Below are 15,363 nucleotides of genomic sequence, written 5' to 3'. Positions count from 1 at the left end.
TCAGTCGTCGTGGTCGGCTCAGTCGTCGTGGGCTCAGTCGTCGTGGGCTCAGTCGTCGTGGTCGGCTCAGTCGTGGTCGGCGTCGGAATTACCGTTGTACCGCAGTTGTGATGGTGGCAATGCCAGCCGTAGTTGCCGTTGCCGTTGCCGTTGTTACCGCCACCGTTGTTGCCGTTGTTGCCGTTGTTGCCGTTGTTGCCGTTGTTATTGCCGCCGTTGTTGCCGTAGTTGCCGTTTCCGTTGCCATTGTTTCCACCGCCACTGTTGCCGCCAGGTTGGGCGGCGACGATGGCAGGGAAGACCGATACGGCAAGGACGCCGATACCCATCAGGCACATCACAGCAACAAGCATCATCGCTAGCCGTCGTGGCTGGCTCATCGACATTCCTCCCCGACACATACGTCCGACCTGCGGAAAACTGCGGCAGACTCATCGTGCCTATCGCACCGGACACACCCTCGTTACATTTCCGGCAAACATGTATCCGCCCAAGGATCATCCCTCACTTGGAAGCTCAACGGTCCGGATCAGCGGTCGCAATCGTATGAAACGGCGCACACTCGAGCTAAATCTTCACAATTCGGGCAGGCTCTGAAAATGCAGGAAAGGGCCGTTCAACTTTCGTTGAAAGACCCTTTTTGCTGGTACTTCTTGGTGGAGCTGAGGGGAATCGAACCCCTGACCTCTTCGATGCGAACGAAGCGCGCTACCAACTGCGCCACAGCCCCGTGCCACCGCCTCAGCGGTGCTCGGCAACTCTAACAGGAACGAATACTCCCGTTGGAATCACCCGACACGAACTTTCGGCCCGACAAGATCTGCCCAGAAGATCGACCGAGATAGGTCACTGACCGGACGCGCGACGCATCTCGGTGTGCCTGATCTCTTCTTCGTAGTGATCCAGGTGATCGAACGCCGGATCTTCGTCGTCGACCTCGAGGACAACCGCTCCTGGTCGGCGCAGTCGCGCCGGAATCAGGCGCAACTCTTCGTCGGTGTGCGATTCGACTCCGAGTCGCGATCGGTTGAGTCGTTCGGTACGACGGCGGCGAATCTCCTGCTCGATCCGAACCTGCCGACGTAGGTACGCCATGTACCCACCGAGGCCGCACACGGTCAGCACAAACAACCACCACACCATCGGCGAAATGATCAATGCGAGAGCGCCCGAGAGAATCGCGACGAATGCCAGGCCCAACAATGTCCGCTGACGGAATGCGTACCGCGCCTCCCGGGCGATGGCATCCGCCTCGGGGTCGAATCCGCCTCGGCCGCGCCGAACGGGAACAAATTCTCCGACCGGTGCACGACCGCCGGTGTAGTCGTCTTCTGCGTGAGTGTCCATCTGGTCCTCCGCGTCGTAGCTGCTGCGCACTGGTTCTGGTTGCCAGTTCGGATCGCTTCGATGTCCTGCTGCCGGCCCGCGCTGAACAGGGTTGCTGTCGCCGCGGTGGAGTACTCGAGTCGCGAGCGCCGCGTCACTCGTCTGCCGGATCCTGGGGCGCTTGTTGACAAGCATCGGCACCAGGACGAACAGCCACACGGCCACCAGCCCGATCCACACGAATGAGCTAGGCATGCCGCGGCCTCCTCCCGATCACCTACCAGCACCTATGCCAGCCGTTGACGAGTCAAGGTTAACGGCCGACGCCCTCGCATCGTTGCCGACGCGCCGAACCCCACCATACTCATGTGTCACACGCGTACCGAACTGAACTTCCGGTTCAGTCCCAAAAGTCTCAAGTTCTGGTTGAATCAAAAACCACATTTTTCCGGCCGAAAGTAGGACTACTCAGCGGTAACTGTCGTTTAGCTCGCGTTTCTCACGCTCGTGGCGCCGTATTGGTCACACCCACGAAGCGCGTCCGGACCGCACCAATCTGTCGACGACGGTGGTGGGTACTTCCTCGATGGTCATTCCGACCAGAAGATGATCACGCCATTGGCCGTCGACATCGAGATAGCGCTTGAGAAGACCTTCCTCCCGGAACCCAACATTTCGTAGGACTGCGCGACTCGATGCGTTCTCCGGCCGAACGGTCGCCTCCACTCGATGCAGACCGACCTTCGAGAATGCGTGATCGAGTGTGAGCGCCACGGCCGCTGTGGCTACGCCCCCACCGGTGACGTGCGAGGCGACCCAATAGCCCACCCAGGCGGACCGCAGAGCGCCGCGCACGACATTTCCGATGGTGACCTGCCCGCAGTACTTCCCGTCGAGTTCGATCACCAAGGGAAGGATCCGGCCCTTGCGCGCCTCGGAGCGAAGATTCCCGCACAGGGACGGCCAGACAGTGATGTGGTGGCGAGCATCCCAGGGCGACTCTCCGGTGGGCTCCCACGGCTCCAGGTGCTCGCGATCGCGAATGCGGAGGCGACTCCACACAGCAGCGTCACGGAGCTTCACGGGGCGGACGGTCACCACTCCCGCGGGCACTCGCAGTGGGCCGAGATCTTCCGGCCATCCTGGATGGACTGACATCACACCCCACTCGGGTCGGCGTTACCCACGTTGGGCGAGAAAAGCTACGTCGACTTCTTCACCGATGTGCACTTCGGTGACGTCTCGATCGACAAGAACCAAGCAATTGGCTTCCGCCAAGGTCGCGAGGAGATGTGAGGACGCACCGGGCGCACCCCCGAGTGCCTGCACCAGGTACTCCCCCGTCGCTTCGTCACGCATCAGCTGACCACGCAGGAAACCCTTGCGATCGGCAATCGACGTGATCGTTCCCACCGTGCGCGCCTTCACTACTCGCCGCATCGGTTGGCGGCGTCCGAGCGCGATTCTGATCAGCGGGCGAACCATGACCTCGAATACCACCAGTGCGCTTACCGGGTTGGACGGTAGGAGAAAGGTCGGAACCTCGTCTCGTCCCAGCTTGCCGAAGCCCTGCACTGATCCCGGATGCATGGCAACGCGCTCCACCTCGAGTGTCCCAAGGTCGGCAAGCGCCTCACGAACCTCGTCGGACGCTCCGCCGCCCACGGCACCGGCGATGACAACGATTTCCGAGCGAATCAGCTGTCCCTCGACTACTTCGCGAAGACGGCGCGAGTCGTTGCCTGCGATTCCCACACGGTTGACGTCGGCGCCGGCATCGCGCGCTGCGGCGGCGAGGGCATACGAATTGACGTCGTAGACCTGACCAGGCCCCGGCGTGCGATCCACGTCGACAAGTTCTCCACCGACGCTGATGACGGAGAGACGCGGACGCGGATGGACGAGCACTTTGTCGCGACCGACCGCGGCAAGCAAACCGACCTGCGCGGCTCCGATGATGGTGCCTGCCCGAACTGCCACGTCGCCCGGCTGGACGTCGTCACCTGCACGGCGAACGTAATCGCCCGAACGCACCGGCTCGAAGATCCTGACGCGAGCGCGACCACCGTCGGTGTTTTCGAGCGGGAGCACGGCGTCGGCCAGCGTGGGCAGCGGCGCGCCCGTGTCGACTCGAACGGCCTGACGCGGTTGCAACCGGATCGGTTGGCGTGAGCCTGCCGTCACCTCGCCGACCACCGGCAAGCTGAGGTCCGTAGGCTCGCCGTCCTCGCCGCGGAGGTCGGCTCCAGCGCCGGCGACATCGACACTGCGAACCGCGTAACCGTCGATGGCAGCTTGATCGAATCCCGGCAATGGGCGTTCGGTCACCACTTCCTCGGCACACAGCAGTCCCTGCGCCTCCGAGATGGCGACCCGAACCGGACGGGGTGCCACTGCAGCAGCGGTAACCCTGGTCTGCTGCTCCTCAACCGACCGCATCTGGTCCGCGTCCTCCTGTGTCTGGAAATTCGGTGATATCCGTCAGCTCATGATGCCTTGCCTTCGAAAAGGGACAAGCACATTGATACTGCGTTATCGGGCGATCAACCACCGTGGCGACACGCTCAGCGGTCGAGCCGATCCGCGAGCCACTTACGCAAGGACGGACCGTAATCGTCACTGTCGAGTGCCAGGTCAACCGAAGCGCGGAGGTACCCGCCGGGGTTGCCCAGGTCATGACGCGTTCCGCGGTGCACCACCACGTGAACCGGATGACCCTCGGAAATCAGGAGAGCGATGGCGTCGGTGAGTTGCAACTCACCGCCGGCTCCCGGCTTGATGCGGCGAAGTGCGTCGAAGATCGCACGATCGAGCAGATAGCGACCCGCAGCGGCAAAGGTCGACGGCGCGTCTTCCACAGCCGGCTTCTCGACCATGCCGACGACCTTGAGGACGTCGGGATTGACCGCGTCGGGAACGATTTCGACGTCGAAGACGCCGTAAGCGCTCACTGCGTCCTTGGGAACGTCGATTGCACAGAGAACGGACCCGCCGCGCTTGGCCCGAACTCGCGCCATGATCTCCAGGACGCCACGCGGGAGTACGAGATCATCGGGCAGAAGGACCGCGATGGCATCTTCGTCGTCGTCGAGAACCGACTCGACGCAACCGACTGCATGCCCGAGGCCGAGGGGCTGCTCCTGAATCACGGAATCGACTTCGAGCAAACCCGGCGCTTTGCGCACCTTTGCCAGGGCAGCAAGTTTTCCGCTCGCTTCCAGCTTGCTTTCGAGCACGAGATCCTCGACGAAGTGCGCAACCACTCCGTCTTTGCCCGGGGACGTCACGATGACGAGCCGCTCGGCTCCCGAGTCCGCAGCTTCACCCGCCACCAGTTCGATACCCGGTGTGTCCACGACCGGCAGCAATTCTTTCGGAACCGTCTTGGTGGCAGGCAGGAAACGCGTACCAAGTCCGGCTGCGGGAACCACGGCCGTACGGAAGGCCCTCGTGCTGCTAGCGACAACGTCTGTCATGCCAACACCTTAGCCGCCGCTTGTTACCGCTCGGTCAGCACGACGAATATCGTTGCGGGGTGACACCTCAGACAAAAGCACAATGGCGACAAATCGCACTCGCAGCACGTGATGCAGTCTCCGAGCACACTCGAAATACGGAAACTGCGGCGTTGATCACGCACATACGTTCAGTGATTGTCGACGGCTCAACCGTCTGTGCGTACGTCCCCACCCGCACCGAACCAGGATCCACCGACTTGCTCGACGCCGTTGCCGAGATCGCGCAGCGTGTACTACTTCCGATCACCGGGGAACCCGGACCGTTGTCCTGGGTTCAATACAGCGGTGCCGACGGTTTACGCCCCGCGAAGTACGGCATTCGGGAGCCCGCCGGACCCGTCCTACCACCGGAAACCCTGTCCGACGTGGAATGCATGCTGATCCCTGCTCTCGCGGTGGATCTTCGTGGAACACGCCTCGGCCGCGGCGCAGGCTTCTACGACCGGACGCTCGGGTCGGTCGGACCGCAGACTCGGCTCGTGGCAATTGTCAGAGACTCCGAACTCGTCGAGACCTTGCCTGCCGACGACCACGACATTCCGATGGGATGGGCATTGACGCCGAGCGGCGGTCTCACGCGGCTCCAAGGCGATTGATCTGCGGGAATAGATCCCTGATTAGCGCTGTTGGCACTGTCACTTGTAGAGTGCTAAAGGCTGCGGTGTAAATACGCGGCTGCTCGAACATCACAGTGCGGAGGAAGCCCGGTGCCCACCTACTCATACGCATGTACGGAATGTGACAACCGTTTCGACATCGTCCAGTCCTTCAGCGAAGATTCGCTGACGGTCTGCCCAGCTTGCTCAGGCAAGCTCCGCAAGCTGTTCAACTCTGTTGGCATCGTGTTCAAGGGCAGCGGCTTCTACCGCACCGACAGCCGCGGCGGCTCCGGGACTGCGAGCGAGCCCGCCAAGAGTGATTCGGCACCCGCTGCGAAGTCCGAGTCCAAGTCGAACTCCTCTTCGACATCGAGTTCGTCGACCAGCACGCCGGCGCCCGCGAAGGCTGCCGCAAGCTGATTTCCACAACCTCCGGGTTGTCCACAGTTTCACATCGTTAGGGCCGGAAGCACCGCTTCCGGCCCTAACGTGCATGAATGCCGTCAGCACGTTCTCGCTCGCCGAGGCGCTCCGATCCACTGCGCGCCCAGCTCGATCTCACCCCGAGCACCTTCGATCGCGTCGTCGAACTGACGCGCGGCACTCGGTTCCGCACGGCGACAGTCCGCAAGATCGCAGCCGTTGCCCTGGCCGCACTCGGCGTCGTTCTCTTCTTCCGAGGCGATCCCGCGACCGATACGGTCGCCGTAGTTGTCTCGAGTCGCGATCTCACTCCCGGACAGGTGATCGCGGATTCGGATGTCGAGATCCGAGAGATCGACTCGAAACAACTTCCCGAAGGAGTTGTCTCCGATACCGACCTGGTAGTCGGGAGAACCGTTGCCGGCCCGATTCGCTCCGGAGAAACCGTTACCGACGTGCGCGTTCTCAGCCCACGGCTGGCCGGGTTGTCGGTAGGAACCGACGACGCCCGTATCGTCCCCGTTCGATTGGCCGATGCAGCCGTCGCGGACATGTTGCGCAGCGGGGATGTCGTCGACGTCCTGACCGTCGGCCCTGACACATCCCGCACTGACACATCCCGCCCCGACACACCCAACGAATCAATTGCCGACCAGGCCCCGCAGATTCTTGCGGCGGGAGCAGTAGTCGCTCTGGTCACCACGTCGGAAAGTACACGTAACCAGCAGGAACAGGTGATTCTGCTGGCTCTGCCGACACCGGCAGCCAACGTCGTTGCCGCGGCATCCCTGTCCAATGCGATCACCGTGACATTCCGCTGACCGCACAAAGCGTCCGAAGCTCCTCTAGGATTTTTCCAGTCGGTTCGGTATCAACGGACCATCTGGCACTTGCCATCGGAGACTCGAGGGGACACCGACATGCTCAAGGGATTCAAGGATTTCCTGCTTCGCGGAAACGTGCTCGACCTGGCCGTCGCCGTGGTCATCGGCGCAGCCTTCACCGCCATCGTCACGGCATTCACCAGCAACATCATCAACCCACTCGTCGCTTCGATCGGCGGCGGCAACGAATACGGGTGGGGCATTCAGCTGACGGGTGACACCGCTGAGACGTTCTTGAACTTCGGCGCCGTGGTCACCGCGATCATCAACTTCATCATCATCGCGGCGGTCGTCTACTTCGTGCTGATCGTTCCCGCGAATGCGGCGAAGAAGAAGTTCGTCTCCGAGCCCGAGGACAAGGAAGCCAGCGAAACCGATCTGCTCATCCAGATCCGCGACATCCTCTCCGCCAATGCCGGTGGCGCCGACACGGGAGCTCACGCCAAGACGCTCGAATAGGCAGCGCTCACAGAACAAATCAGGCCCTCGGACATTGTGTCCGAGGGCCTGATTTACTTCTCAACCGCCGTGGTGCGGGGGCCGCTGACTGCGCAGCCAGTCGTCGTCCGAGGATCGCGAGGAACCTTCAGGACCCCGCTCGTCCGACGTCGTCTCGGGAAAGACATCCCCGAAGATGTGCGCCAGGCGCTTCTTGTCGACTGGCGGCTTCTTCGGGGTATCTGGTTGCTCCGACAAGCTGACTCAGCCCTCGAGGCTGGACAGCTCGGCGATGACGTGACTCGCCAATGCCGTCAGGGTTGCCATGCCGTCGCGAATTGCCGGCCTGGTCGACGCCAGATTGGCGACCACGGTGCTTCCCGAAACCCCGACGAGGCCGCGGGACAAGCCTGCTTCGAGCGATCCGGCCGACAGACCGGAAGCGCGAAGTGCTTCGGCAATTCCCGGGATCTCGCGATCGAGAACCTCTGCGGTCACGTCGGGAGTGACGTCACGCGGGGATACCCCGGTACCGCCGACCGAGATGACGAGGTCGACGCCACCGATGACTGCGGTGTTGAGAGCGTTGCGGATCTCCACTTCGTCGGCGGCGACGGCGACCGTCGCATCGACGAGAAAACCCGCTTCGTTCAGCAGTTCCGTAACCAGTGGACCGATGGAGTCGGTGTTGTCGCCGTGGGCTGTGCGATCGTCGACGATGACGACCAGAGCGCGGCCGGCCGATGTGGCTTCGAGTTCCATGACACCTACCGTAGTGTCCGATCCCGACGCCGTTGCGATCTGGCCGAAGATCGGGTCGATCGTCTGCTGATCGCCGGACATCATCGGCCGCCCTGCGCTGCCGCGGTTCCCAACGTGACGTCGACGGTTTTGGTCTGCCCGCCGTCGCTGTACGTGATCGAGACCTTGTCGCCGGGAGCATGTGAACGCACTGCCGCGATCAGCGAATCGCCATCTGCGACAACACGATCGTCGACTTTGGTGATGACTGCACCCTTCGGGATACCGGCCTTGGCGGCCGGCCCGTCAGCAGTGACATCCATGACGGTTGCGCCGTCGGCGTTGTCCTGCGACGGTACGGTCACGCCGATCATGGCTTGAGTCGCCTTGCCGGTCTTGATCAGTTCGTCGGCGACGCGGCGTGCCTGATCGATCGGGATGGCGAAACCGAGGCCGATGGAACCGCCCTGGGTACCCGACGACGCTCCGAGCGAGGCGATCGCCGTGTTGATGCCGATCAGCTGGCCGTCCATGTTGACGAGGGCGCCGCCGGAGTTGCCGGGGTTGATCGCTGCGTCGGTCTGCAGAGCGTCGATGACGGTGTTCTGGTTGCCGGATTCGCCGCTCGTGGACACCGGGCGATCGAGTGCGGAGATGATGCCTTCGGTGACCGTGCCGGCCAGGCCGAGCGGGGACCCGACGGCCACAACCTGCTGTCCGACCTGGACGTCGCCGGAGTTGCCGAGATCGATGGGGGTGAGGTCGTTGCGGCCGTCGACCTTGATGACGGCGATGTCGGAGACGGGATCGGCACCGACAAGGGTGGCCGAGGCCTTGGTTCCGTCGGAGAACGCGACGCGAAGTTGCGCTCCCTGTGCGCCGGCAACGTGGTTGTTGGTCAGGATCAGGCCGTCGGAGGACAGGATGACACCGGAACCCTCACCGCCCTGTCCCTGCGCGGTGGCGACCTCGATCTGCACGACGCTCGGCACCACCTTCGAGGCAACGGCCTGAACCGAGCCGGCGGGAGCGTTGGACGTGTTGGTCGCAGTGGGCTTCGGAGCGTTCAGAGAGTTGGTGACCGTCGCGGTTCCACCGTTGCGGTCCGCGACGACGGCACCGACCACGCCACCGACACCACCACTGACCAGAACCAGCGCCAGAGCACCGGCAACCAGCGCCATGCGTCCCGACTTCGGCTTTGTGGTGGTCGAACCGGAGTTCGGCCCCTGCAGCGGTGCGGGGATCTGGTTGTGGCCGCCCGGGCCGTTCGGACCGCTGGGGCCACCAGGGTTGGGTGCGCCGTACGGGGCGCTCTGCTGGTACGCGGCCTCATGGGCACCGTGCGGGTGGCCGAAAGCCTGCGTGGGCTGCTGCGGCGCCTGCCCGAAGGCTTCGGTGGGTCGGCCTTCGGTGGGTCGGGCAAAGGATTCGGTCGGCTGGTACGGCTGCTGAGGCGCCTGCCCCTGAGGCTGCTGCGGCGGCACAGGAGGCTGCGCCTGAGGTGCTGTCGGCTGCGCCTGGGTGGTGGGCTCGCTGTTGGGCTGCTCGGGCCGGGTCGGCCCGACGTTACGGTCCTCGGTCATCGGCTCGCTTTCGTCTACGGTGACCACCGGACGGGCAGTCACAACTGTTCTGCCGACAATGCTGCCTTGCGCTGCTGAGAAGGCGCTGAGACGTGCCTGTCACTTTACCCAGAGTTCGACGTGAAAATCCGGTGTTGTCGGCTCGGCCCGAAAGACTCTCGGGCCGAACGCATTAACTCGTGACGTCAGTCACCGAAGCACGGGACCAACGGGTCTAAAGAACACGCTACTCGGCGCTCGGCCCTGGTTCGCCGGGAAGCACGATACGAACAAGCGCTCCCCCACGATCGGATTCGTCGATCGCGATGGTGCCGCCGTGCTTGACGACGACCTGACGCACAATCGCAAGTCCCAGACCCGATCCCGGCATCGAACGTGCCGCGGTCGACCGGTAGAAACGATCGAACACCAACTCCCGATCCTCCTCCGGAATGCCGGGTCCCGCATCACTTACGGTCAATTCCAACAATCCTTGGCCGACCGGACGCATTTCGACGCGTACCTGTTCGCCCTTCGGACTCCATTTCGCAGCGTTGTCGAGGACGTTCAGCACCGCACGCGACAGGCCCGCTTGATCTCCGTAGACGTACCACGGAGTGGTGACCGCTTCGAACTCGATTTCGTTGCGCCTGCGCCGCGCTCGTTCGAGCGCACGCTCGACGACGTCGCTGACGTCTACGCGCTCGTACACGGTTTCGGGCGCGTCTTCGCGGGCCAGATCGACAAGGTCACCGACCAGAGTCGACAGTTCCTCGATCTGTGCGACGACGTCGGCACGAAGTTCCGCCATGTCCTCGTCGGGAATCTGCGGCGCACCGGGGCGACTGGACGCGATCAGCAATTCCATGTTGGTACGCAACGAAGTCAACGGTGTGCGCAACTCGTGTCCGGCGTCCGCAACGAGGCGAGACTGACGCTCACGAGACTCGGCGAGCGCCCGCAGCATCGTGTTGAAACTCTCTGTCAGGCGCGCTAATTCGTCGCTGCCGGTAACGGGGATCTGCGTCAGATCGTCGGTCCTTGCAACGCGTTCGGTGGCGGCAGTCAGCCTGGCGATGGGCCGTAAACCGGTGCGGCCCACGGTAGTACCCGCCACCGCAGCAAGTATGACGCCACACCCGCCGACCACGAAGAGCACCCAGGCCAGACGGTCCAGTACTGCAACGGTCGGCGCGAGCCGCTGACCGATCACCAAAGTGCTTCCGTCATGGGTTCGTTGAGCCAGCACTCGCTGACCGTCGACGGTTCGCAGCGAGGAATCCGACTCGCCACGCGCAACGGCATCTTCGGCTTCACCGATCGGCACGTCGGAACCGGGCGGCTGGTACGTACTCAGGTCCGAGAAGATCAGGGCCACACTGATGTCGGTGGTGTACAGCGTCGCACCGGAGATGTAGCGAGGATCGAAGCGCACGACATTGCTGTCGATGAGCACCGCCGCCCTGGTACGCAACTGGTGATCGACGTCCGCGTAGAGCGCACGCGAAACCACCGCGTAGGCAGCGATCGCCATGACTGCGACGGCAATGGCCACCACCGACGCAGCGAGGAGCGTCACACGCCAACGCAATGACACCGAACGGGTCAGTGGCATCGGCGGGCGCATTTCGACGGACGCTTGGGTGGTGGAGGATTTCTTCGGTTCGGCATTCTTGCCGAACGGAGCGGTGATCACGGAGGCGTCTCCCGCAGGACGTAGCCGACTCCGCGGACGGTGTGGATCAACCTCGGTTCGCCGTCGGCTTCCGTCTTGCGACGCAGGTAGCCGACGTACACCTCGAGCGCATTGCCGGACGTCGGGAAGTCGTACCCCCACACCTCTTCGAGAATGCGTCCACGGGTGAGCACGCGACGCGGGTTGGCCATGAGCATTTCGAGGAGGGAAAACTCGGTGCGGGTCAGGCTGATCGATCGCTCTCCGCGCTTGACCTCACGGGTGACCGGGTCGAGGGTGAGGTCCTCGAAGGCCATCATTTCGGAATCGGCGTCCAGATCGGGCGCGGTGCGACGCAGTAGTGCACGCAACCTGGCAAGCAACTCTTCCAAAGCGAAGGGCTTGGGCAGGTAGTCGTCCGCTCCGGCATCGAGGCCGGCGACTCGCTCGCTGACCGAATCGCGGGCGGTGAGCACGAGGATGGGTAGGTCGTCGCCGGCGCTGCGAAGACGACGGCACACTTCGAGTCCGTCGAGTCGCGGCATCATGACGTCGAGCACGACGGCGTCCGGCCGGTTGGCGAGGATCTTCTCGAGTGCGTCGAGCCCGTCGACCGCGAGCTCGACCGTGTAGCCGTTGAAGCTGAGCGACCGCCGAAGCGACTCGCGAACCGCCCGGTCGTCGTCGACCACCAAAATACGCATACCGACAGTTTGGACTGAAGTGCTGAGATGCGGCTGAGAGGGTCCGATTCCGGCCTCCGGCGTGTCGCGGTCAGTCCCGGGTTCGCCTGGGCCCGGGCAGGCTCCAATGACGCCATAACGCAAGCAGTCTGAACACCGCGGCGAACGCCGTGCCGCACACCAGCGCGGCGTTGGTGGACAGTCCGGCTTGCGAGACTGTGACCACCAACGCAGCGCCGAGCAGTGCGGGAACCGCGTACAGGTCTTTGTGCAGGAGCAGCGGTACCTCGTTGACGAGGACGTCGCGGATCACTCCGCCGCCGATCGCCGCGGTCGCACCGATCAACGTCGCCGCCAGTGAACTGGCGTTGTTGTCCAGCGCGATGACGGCGCCGGTACTCGCGAACAAGCCCATCCCCAGGGCGTCGAGCGCCAGGATTTCACGACGCAGTCGATTGAGCGGCTCGTGTAGGTAGAACACGGCGAGTGAGGTGGCGGCGGCCGTTCCGAAGTACGGCCAACTGCTCAACGAGCTGGGCGGATGGACGCCGAGGAGGACGTCGCGGACGATACCGCCGCCGATGCCGGTGAACACTCCCACCGAGCACACCCCGAAGATGTCGAGTCGCTTGGTGACGCCCACCAGGGCACCCGAGGCCGCGAACGCCACGATGCCCACCAGTTCGAGGATCCTCAGCAGCACCGGCCAAGGATCGCACGGTCAGATGCGGCTCGGGTCGATCACCCCGAGTCGAACTGCTTTGACCAGTCGCCGAGGAACCCGGTGGGTCTGGCCGAAGGCCGTGACCTCGACCAGATCGGGCGCCGTCGCCTTCCACTGGGCACGGCGACTGCGTGTGTTGGAACGCGACATCTTCCGCTTGGGAACGGCCATCAGAGTGCCTTGCGCTTTCCGTAGCGACGCTCGAACTTCTCGACGCGTCCGGCGGTGTCCATCACTCGTTGTGCTCCGGTCCAGAACGGGTGCGAGTCGCTCGTGACGTCGACGACCAACAGCGGGTATGTGCCGCCGTCTTCCCATTCGACGGTGCGCTCACTCGTCACGGTCGACCGGGTCAGGAAGCTCTTGCCGGTGCTGGCGTCCTGGAACACCACGGGGTGGTAGTCGGGGTGCATCTGCTTCTTCATTCGTTTCCCTCTCGCGTTGATTCGGTTTCGGCATAAGGTGATTCGGATTCGTCGCACGGGTCTTCGTGGAACTCTCCGAACGGGTCTTCCCAGGTGGTCCACGACGCTTCGTCGGCCAACTCCTCGTCGGTGACCAGGGCGTGCTGCAGTGTTCGGTCGATCTCGAGCGGGTTCGCACCGCACGTCAGAACGACCATCGAGGTGTCACGGTCGCCGAAACGCTCGTCCCATTTCAGGGCCGCGAGCGCACGGCGCTCGGCTGGAACGCGCTCGCGTTGCTGCGGCGTCATCGCGGCCAGCCAGGTGTCCGCGCTGGCAACTCGCAGGCCACCGCCCGCCGATTCGAGCCAGAGCGCTTCGCCCGGTTGCGTCGCCACCCAGACGCGCCCGCGGGAGTACACGACACCTTCGAGCAGGACGTCGATCGCCTCGTGCAGACGCCCGGGGTGGAACGGCCGGTTCGCAGTGAACTCGACGAGCATCACGCCGCCGTCGTCGTCGAGCGGCGGCTGACGACGCAACAGCGGTGAGTGAGCGTCGGCCAGCTCACCGCGTCGCGCATCCGCAGGCACCTCGAGGAGCAGTGCCTCGATGTCGTCTCCCTCATCGAAGACGGGTACCCGCGGAGCAATGCGCGCGAGAACCGCGTTCAAGCGGGACCGCTGCCAGCCGTCGAGTCCATCGGACCCGCGCAGTACGAGAGCGTCGGCGAAGTCGACCTGCCCGACGATGACCTGAGCCAGGGTGCGGTCGTCGTCGAGAGCTTCGTCGCCGGTGGCGTCGGCAAGCCAGGTCTGGGCGTCGATGCACGTCACGACGGCGTCGACGCGGACGTCACGCTGCGCCGGTCCGTCCACTTGGCCGACGACGCCCGTCACGACGACATGCTCGATCGCCCAGCACAGCGCTTCGGGTTCGAGTTGGCGGTCAAGCAGCAAGACGATCCGCTGGACCGAACTGTGCGAGTGAAGGCGACGCAGCAGCGGCAGCAAGTCTTCGCGCAGGGTGCAGGAGACGCAGCCGTGCGCGAGCTCGAGGATCGTCTCGCGTTCGGACACGGTGCCGGCAGACCCGGTGCCCCCGGTCATCGAGGTGACCGTCCGCCGGACCACCCCTTCACGGACGTGGCTCAGGTCGTGGTGAACCAGAACAGTTCCGGTTCGCAGCAACGCTCGTGCGGTGTGTGGAGTGGATTCGCTCATGCCGGCGACCAGGACCAGCGGAGTCCTGCCGTCCAGGATCGTGTTCACAGCGGACCTTTCTGGGAATGATTGTCATTACCGAGGTTGAACGCTACATTGATCTCACCGCATTGTCGAAAACGATTGTCATCTGCAAGTTGAAAGGAACACCCATGTCGGCTCACTGCCAAGTGACCGGACGTGTGCCGGGGTTCGGAAAATCCGTCTCGCACTCCCACAAGCGTTCGAATCGTCGCTGGAACCCGAACATCCAGCGCAAGACATACGTATTGCCCAGCGAGGGTCGTCGCATCACGCTCACCCTCTCGACCAAGGGCATCAAGACGATCGACCGCGACGGCATCGAATCCGTCGTCGCCCGGATCCGCGCGCGCGGCGAGAAGGTCTGAGCAGATGGCACGCAACGAGATCCGCCCGATCGTGAAACTCAAGTCCACGGCGGGCACCGGGTACACGTACGTGACCCGCAAGAACCGTCGCAACGACCCCGATCGACTCGTACTGAAGAAGTACGACCCCGTGGTGCGCAAGCACGTCGATTTCCGAGAAGAGAAGTAGGCATGGCCAAGAAGTCCAAGATCGCCAAGAACAACCAGCGACGGGTCATCGTCGAGCGATACGCGGAGCAGCGATCGGCGCTCAAGGAGGCAATCCGCTCCCCGAAAAGCTCACCCGAGGAGCGCGCGAAGGCCCAAGCGACCCTGCAACGTCTACCACGCGACGCCAGTCCGGTACGATTGCGCAATCGAGACGCTGCGGATGGACGTCCGCGCGGCCACCTGCGGAAGTTCGGGCTCTCCCGGATTCGCGTGCGAGAAATGGCGCACCGTGGGGAACTGCCTGGCGTACACAAGTCGAGCTGGTAAGGAAGTCGGATGGCAGTCAAGCGTTCACCGTCGAAGAAGCCACGCCCCGTAGAGGGTCGTAAGCCCAAGAAGAACCCGTTGTTCGCAGCGAAGATCACGCATGTCGATTACAAGGACATCAACTTGCTTCGCACGTTCATCTCGGACCGCGGCAAGATCCGCAGCCGTCGCGTCACGGGCCTGACCCCGCAGCAGCAGCGTCAGGTCGCCGTTGCAGTGAAGAACGCACGCGAAATGGCGTTGCTTCCCTTCACCGCCGCACGGTAGTCACACGTAGAAGTACCGAAGAGGTCG

At 63.6% G+C, this 15,363-nt stretch carries 22 protein-coding genes and 1 tRNA gene; 8 read left to right on the top strand and 15 right to left on the bottom strand.

Going from position 1 to position 15,363, the window contains the following annotated elements:
• The 6 genes from QM596_RS07815 to QM596_RS07790 form a co-directional block, all read right to left on the bottom strand.
• Positions 1 to 380 (bottom strand): hypothetical protein (locus QM596_RS07815; protein ID WP_283308576.1); only part of this gene is annotated, 380 nt, incomplete at its 3' end.
• Positions 381 to 654: 274 nt separating this feature from the next.
• A tRNA-Ala gene (locus QM596_RS07810) sits at positions 655 to 730 on the bottom strand.
• Positions 731 to 846: 116 nt separating this feature from the next.
• A complete protein-coding gene (sepX, locus tag QM596_RS07805; RefSeq protein WP_019744722.1) occupies positions 847 to 1,581 on the bottom strand; it encodes a divisome protein SepX/GlpR in 735 nt (244 codons plus the stop codon).
• Positions 1,582 to 1,848: 267 nt separating this feature from the next.
• Positions 1,849 to 2,484: a GNAT family N-acetyltransferase gene (locus tag QM596_RS07800; RefSeq protein WP_007727523.1), complete on the bottom strand. Its 636-nt coding sequence runs from the start codon at positions 2,482 to 2,484 to the stop codon at positions 1,849 to 1,851.
• Positions 2,485 to 2,505: 21 nt separating this feature from the next.
• Positions 2,506 to 3,765, bottom strand: a complete 1,260-nt coding sequence (glp, locus tag QM596_RS07795) for a molybdotransferase-like divisome protein Glp (RefSeq protein WP_003946353.1) — start codon at positions 3,763 to 3,765, stop codon at positions 2,506 to 2,508.
• Between the two features lie 125 nt (positions 3,766 to 3,890).
• The gene (locus QM596_RS07790; protein ID WP_019744725.1) at positions 3,891 to 4,802 is read right to left on the bottom strand and encodes a UTP--glucose-1-phosphate uridylyltransferase; all 912 of its coding nucleotides are present in this window, start codon (positions 4,800 to 4,802) and stop codon (positions 3,891 to 3,893) included.
• A gap of 59 nt (positions 4,803 to 4,861) precedes the next feature.
• Between QM596_RS07790 and QM596_RS07785 the strand changes: the two genes are divergently transcribed.
• The 4 genes from QM596_RS07785 to mscL all read left to right on the top strand — a co-directional run bounded on the left by QM596_RS07785 (position 4,862) and on the right by mscL (position 7,209).
• Positions 4,862 to 5,440, top strand: coding sequence for a 5-formyltetrahydrofolate cyclo-ligase (locus QM596_RS07785; protein ID WP_019744726.1), 579 nt, complete (start codon positions 4,862 to 4,864; stop codon positions 5,438 to 5,440).
• A 111-nt stretch (positions 5,441 to 5,551) separates the two neighbouring features.
• Positions 5,552 to 5,863, top strand: a complete 312-nt coding sequence (locus QM596_RS07780) for an FmdB family zinc ribbon protein (RefSeq protein WP_283308572.1) — start codon at positions 5,552 to 5,554, stop codon at positions 5,861 to 5,863.
• 77 nt (positions 5,864 to 5,940) lie between these two features.
• Positions 5,941 to 6,687: an SAF domain-containing protein gene (locus QM596_RS07775; RefSeq protein ID WP_283308569.1), complete on the top strand. Its 747-nt coding sequence runs from the start codon at positions 5,941 to 5,943 to the stop codon at positions 6,685 to 6,687.
• Positions 6,688 to 6,786: 99 nt separating this feature from the next.
• Positions 6,787 to 7,209, top strand: a complete 423-nt coding sequence (mscL, locus tag QM596_RS07770; RefSeq protein WP_029255923.1) for a large conductance mechanosensitive channel protein MscL — start codon at positions 6,787 to 6,789, stop codon at positions 7,207 to 7,209.
• A 60-nt stretch (positions 7,210 to 7,269) separates the two neighbouring features.
• On the opposite strand, the gene QM596_RS07765 is transcribed toward mscL, so the two are convergent.
• From QM596_RS07765 to mrf, 9 genes are all read right to left on the bottom strand, one after another.
• Entirely contained in the window at positions 7,270 to 7,446 is a 177-nt protein-coding gene (locus QM596_RS07765; RefSeq protein WP_020908628.1) for a hypothetical protein, read from the bottom strand.
• A 6-nt stretch (positions 7,447 to 7,452) separates the two neighbouring features.
• Positions 7,453 to 7,950 carry a MogA/MoaB family molybdenum cofactor biosynthesis protein gene (locus QM596_RS07760; protein ID WP_176720912.1) on the bottom strand — a complete coding sequence of 166 codons (498 nt, stop codon included), beginning with the start codon at positions 7,948 to 7,950 and terminating at the stop codon, positions 7,453 to 7,455.
• 80 nt (positions 7,951 to 8,030) lie between these two features.
• The gene (locus QM596_RS07755) at positions 8,031 to 9,515 is read right to left on the bottom strand and encodes a S1C family serine protease (RefSeq protein ID WP_232253322.1); all 1,485 of its coding nucleotides are present in this window, start codon (positions 9,513 to 9,515) and stop codon (positions 8,031 to 8,033) included.
• Between the two features lie 226 nt (positions 9,516 to 9,741).
• Complete coding sequence (locus QM596_RS07750) at positions 9,742 to 11,121, bottom strand: HAMP domain-containing sensor histidine kinase (protein WP_020908630.1); 1,380 nt, start codon at positions 11,119 to 11,121, stop codon at positions 9,742 to 9,744.
• Positions 11,122 to 11,186: 65 nt separating this feature from the next.
• Positions 11,187 to 11,873 (bottom strand): response regulator transcription factor, encoded by a 687-nt coding sequence (locus QM596_RS07745; RefSeq protein ID WP_003946387.1) that lies wholly within the window; start codon positions 11,871 to 11,873, stop codon positions 11,187 to 11,189.
• Between the two features lie 70 nt (positions 11,874 to 11,943).
• Complete coding sequence (locus QM596_RS07740; protein ID WP_003946409.1) at positions 11,944 to 12,555, bottom strand: trimeric intracellular cation channel family protein; 612 nt, start codon at positions 12,553 to 12,555, stop codon at positions 11,944 to 11,946.
• 18 nt (positions 12,556 to 12,573) lie between these two features.
• Positions 12,574 to 12,747 carry a 50S ribosomal protein L32 gene (rpmF, locus tag QM596_RS07735; protein WP_007727540.1) on the bottom strand — a complete coding sequence of 58 codons (174 nt, stop codon included), beginning with the start codon at positions 12,745 to 12,747 and terminating at the stop codon, positions 12,574 to 12,576.
• Positions 12,747 to 13,001: a type B 50S ribosomal protein L31 gene (locus tag QM596_RS07730; protein ID WP_003946367.1), complete on the bottom strand. Its 255-nt coding sequence runs from the start codon at positions 12,999 to 13,001 to the stop codon at positions 12,747 to 12,749. The genes rpmF and QM596_RS07730 overlap by 1 nt, the downstream gene beginning before the upstream one ends.
• Positions 12,998 to 14,251, bottom strand: a complete 1,254-nt coding sequence (mrf, locus tag QM596_RS07725) for a ribosome hibernation factor-recruiting GTPase MRF (RefSeq protein WP_081329014.1) — start codon at positions 14,249 to 14,251, stop codon at positions 12,998 to 13,000. The genes QM596_RS07730 and mrf overlap by 4 nt, the downstream gene beginning before the upstream one ends.
• A gap of 104 nt (positions 14,252 to 14,355) precedes the next feature.
• Here mrf and rpmB point away from each other — a divergent pair, with 104 nt between their 5' ends.
• The 4 genes from rpmB to rpsR are packed head-to-tail and all read left to right on the top strand — an operon-like array spanning position 14,356 to position 15,336.
• Positions 14,356 to 14,592, top strand: a complete 237-nt coding sequence (gene rpmB / locus QM596_RS07720) for a 50S ribosomal protein L28 (protein ID WP_020908631.1) — start codon at positions 14,356 to 14,358, stop codon at positions 14,590 to 14,592.
• Positions 14,593 to 14,596: 4 nt separating this feature from the next.
• Complete coding sequence (rpmG, locus tag QM596_RS07715; protein WP_019744734.1) at positions 14,597 to 14,761, top strand: 50S ribosomal protein L33; 165 nt, start codon at positions 14,597 to 14,599, stop codon at positions 14,759 to 14,761.
• Positions 14,762 to 14,763: 2 nt separating this feature from the next.
• Positions 14,764 to 15,069 carry a 30S ribosomal protein S14 gene (rpsN, locus tag QM596_RS07710; RefSeq protein WP_019744735.1) on the top strand — a complete coding sequence of 102 codons (306 nt, stop codon included), beginning with the start codon at positions 14,764 to 14,766 and terminating at the stop codon, positions 15,067 to 15,069.
• A gap of 9 nt (positions 15,070 to 15,078) precedes the next feature.
• A complete protein-coding gene (gene rpsR / locus QM596_RS07705) occupies positions 15,079 to 15,336 on the top strand; it encodes a 30S ribosomal protein S18 (RefSeq protein ID WP_003946414.1) in 258 nt (85 codons plus the stop codon).
• The last annotated feature ends 27 nt before the right edge of the window (positions 15,337 to 15,363 follow it).

The organism is Rhodococcus sp. IEGM 1406 (genome assembly GCF_030056745.1).
Taxonomy (GTDB): domain Bacteria; phylum Actinomycetota; class Actinomycetes; order Mycobacteriales; family Mycobacteriaceae; genus Rhodococcus_F; species Rhodococcus_F erythropolis.
The sequence above is the reverse complement of the archived record's forward strand: the minus strand, read 5'-3'. Positions and strand labels throughout refer to the sequence as shown.

Coding starts and splice junctions, on each gene's coding strand:
- sepX (WP_019744722.1), bottom strand. CDS start 1,581: ATGCCTAGCTCATTCGTGTGGATCGGGCTGGTGGCCGTGTGGCTGTTC.
- QM596_RS07800 (WP_007727523.1), bottom strand. CDS start 2,484: ATGTCAGTCCATCCAGGATGGCCGGAAGATCTCGGCCCACTGCGAGTG.
- glp (WP_003946353.1), bottom strand. CDS start 3,765: ATGCGGTCGGTTGAGGAGCAGCAGACCAGGGTTACCGCTGCTGCAGTG.
- QM596_RS07790 (WP_019744725.1), bottom strand. CDS start 4,802: ATGACAGACGTTGTCGCTAGCAGCACGAGGGCCTTCCGTACGGCCGTG.
- QM596_RS07775 (WP_283308569.1), top strand. CDS start 5,941: ATGCCGTCAGCACGTTCTCGCTCGCCGAGGCGCTCCGATCCACTGCGC.
- mscL (WP_029255923.1), top strand. CDS start 6,787: ATGCTCAAGGGATTCAAGGATTTCCTGCTTCGCGGAAACGTGCTCGAC.
- QM596_RS07760 (WP_176720912.1), bottom strand. CDS start 7,950: ATGGAACTCGAAGCCACATCGGCCGGCCGCGCTCTGGTCGTCATCGTC.
- QM596_RS07755 (WP_232253322.1), bottom strand. CDS start 9,515: ATGACCGAGGACCGTAACGTCGGGCCGACCCGGCCCGAGCAGCCCAAC.
- QM596_RS07750 (WP_020908630.1), bottom strand. CDS start 11,121: ATGCGCCCGCCGATGCCACTGACCCGTTCGGTGTCATTGCGTTGGCGT.
- QM596_RS07745 (WP_003946387.1), bottom strand. CDS start 11,873: ATGCGTATTTTGGTGGTCGACGACGACCGGGCGGTTCGCGAGTCGCTT.
- rpmF (WP_007727540.1), bottom strand. CDS start 12,747: ATGGCCGTTCCCAAGCGGAAGATGTCGCGTTCCAACACACGCAGTCGC.
- QM596_RS07730 (WP_003946367.1), bottom strand. CDS start 13,001: ATGAAGAAGCAGATGCACCCCGACTACCACCCCGTGGTGTTCCAGGAC.
- rpmB (WP_020908631.1), top strand. CDS start 14,356: ATGTCGGCTCACTGCCAAGTGACCGGACGTGTGCCGGGGTTCGGAAAA.
- rpmG (WP_019744734.1), top strand. CDS start 14,597: ATGGCACGCAACGAGATCCGCCCGATCGTGAAACTCAAGTCCACGGCG.
- rpsN (WP_019744735.1), top strand. CDS start 14,764: ATGGCCAAGAAGTCCAAGATCGCCAAGAACAACCAGCGACGGGTCATC.
- rpsR (WP_003946414.1), top strand. CDS start 15,079: ATGGCAGTCAAGCGTTCACCGTCGAAGAAGCCACGCCCCGTAGAGGGT.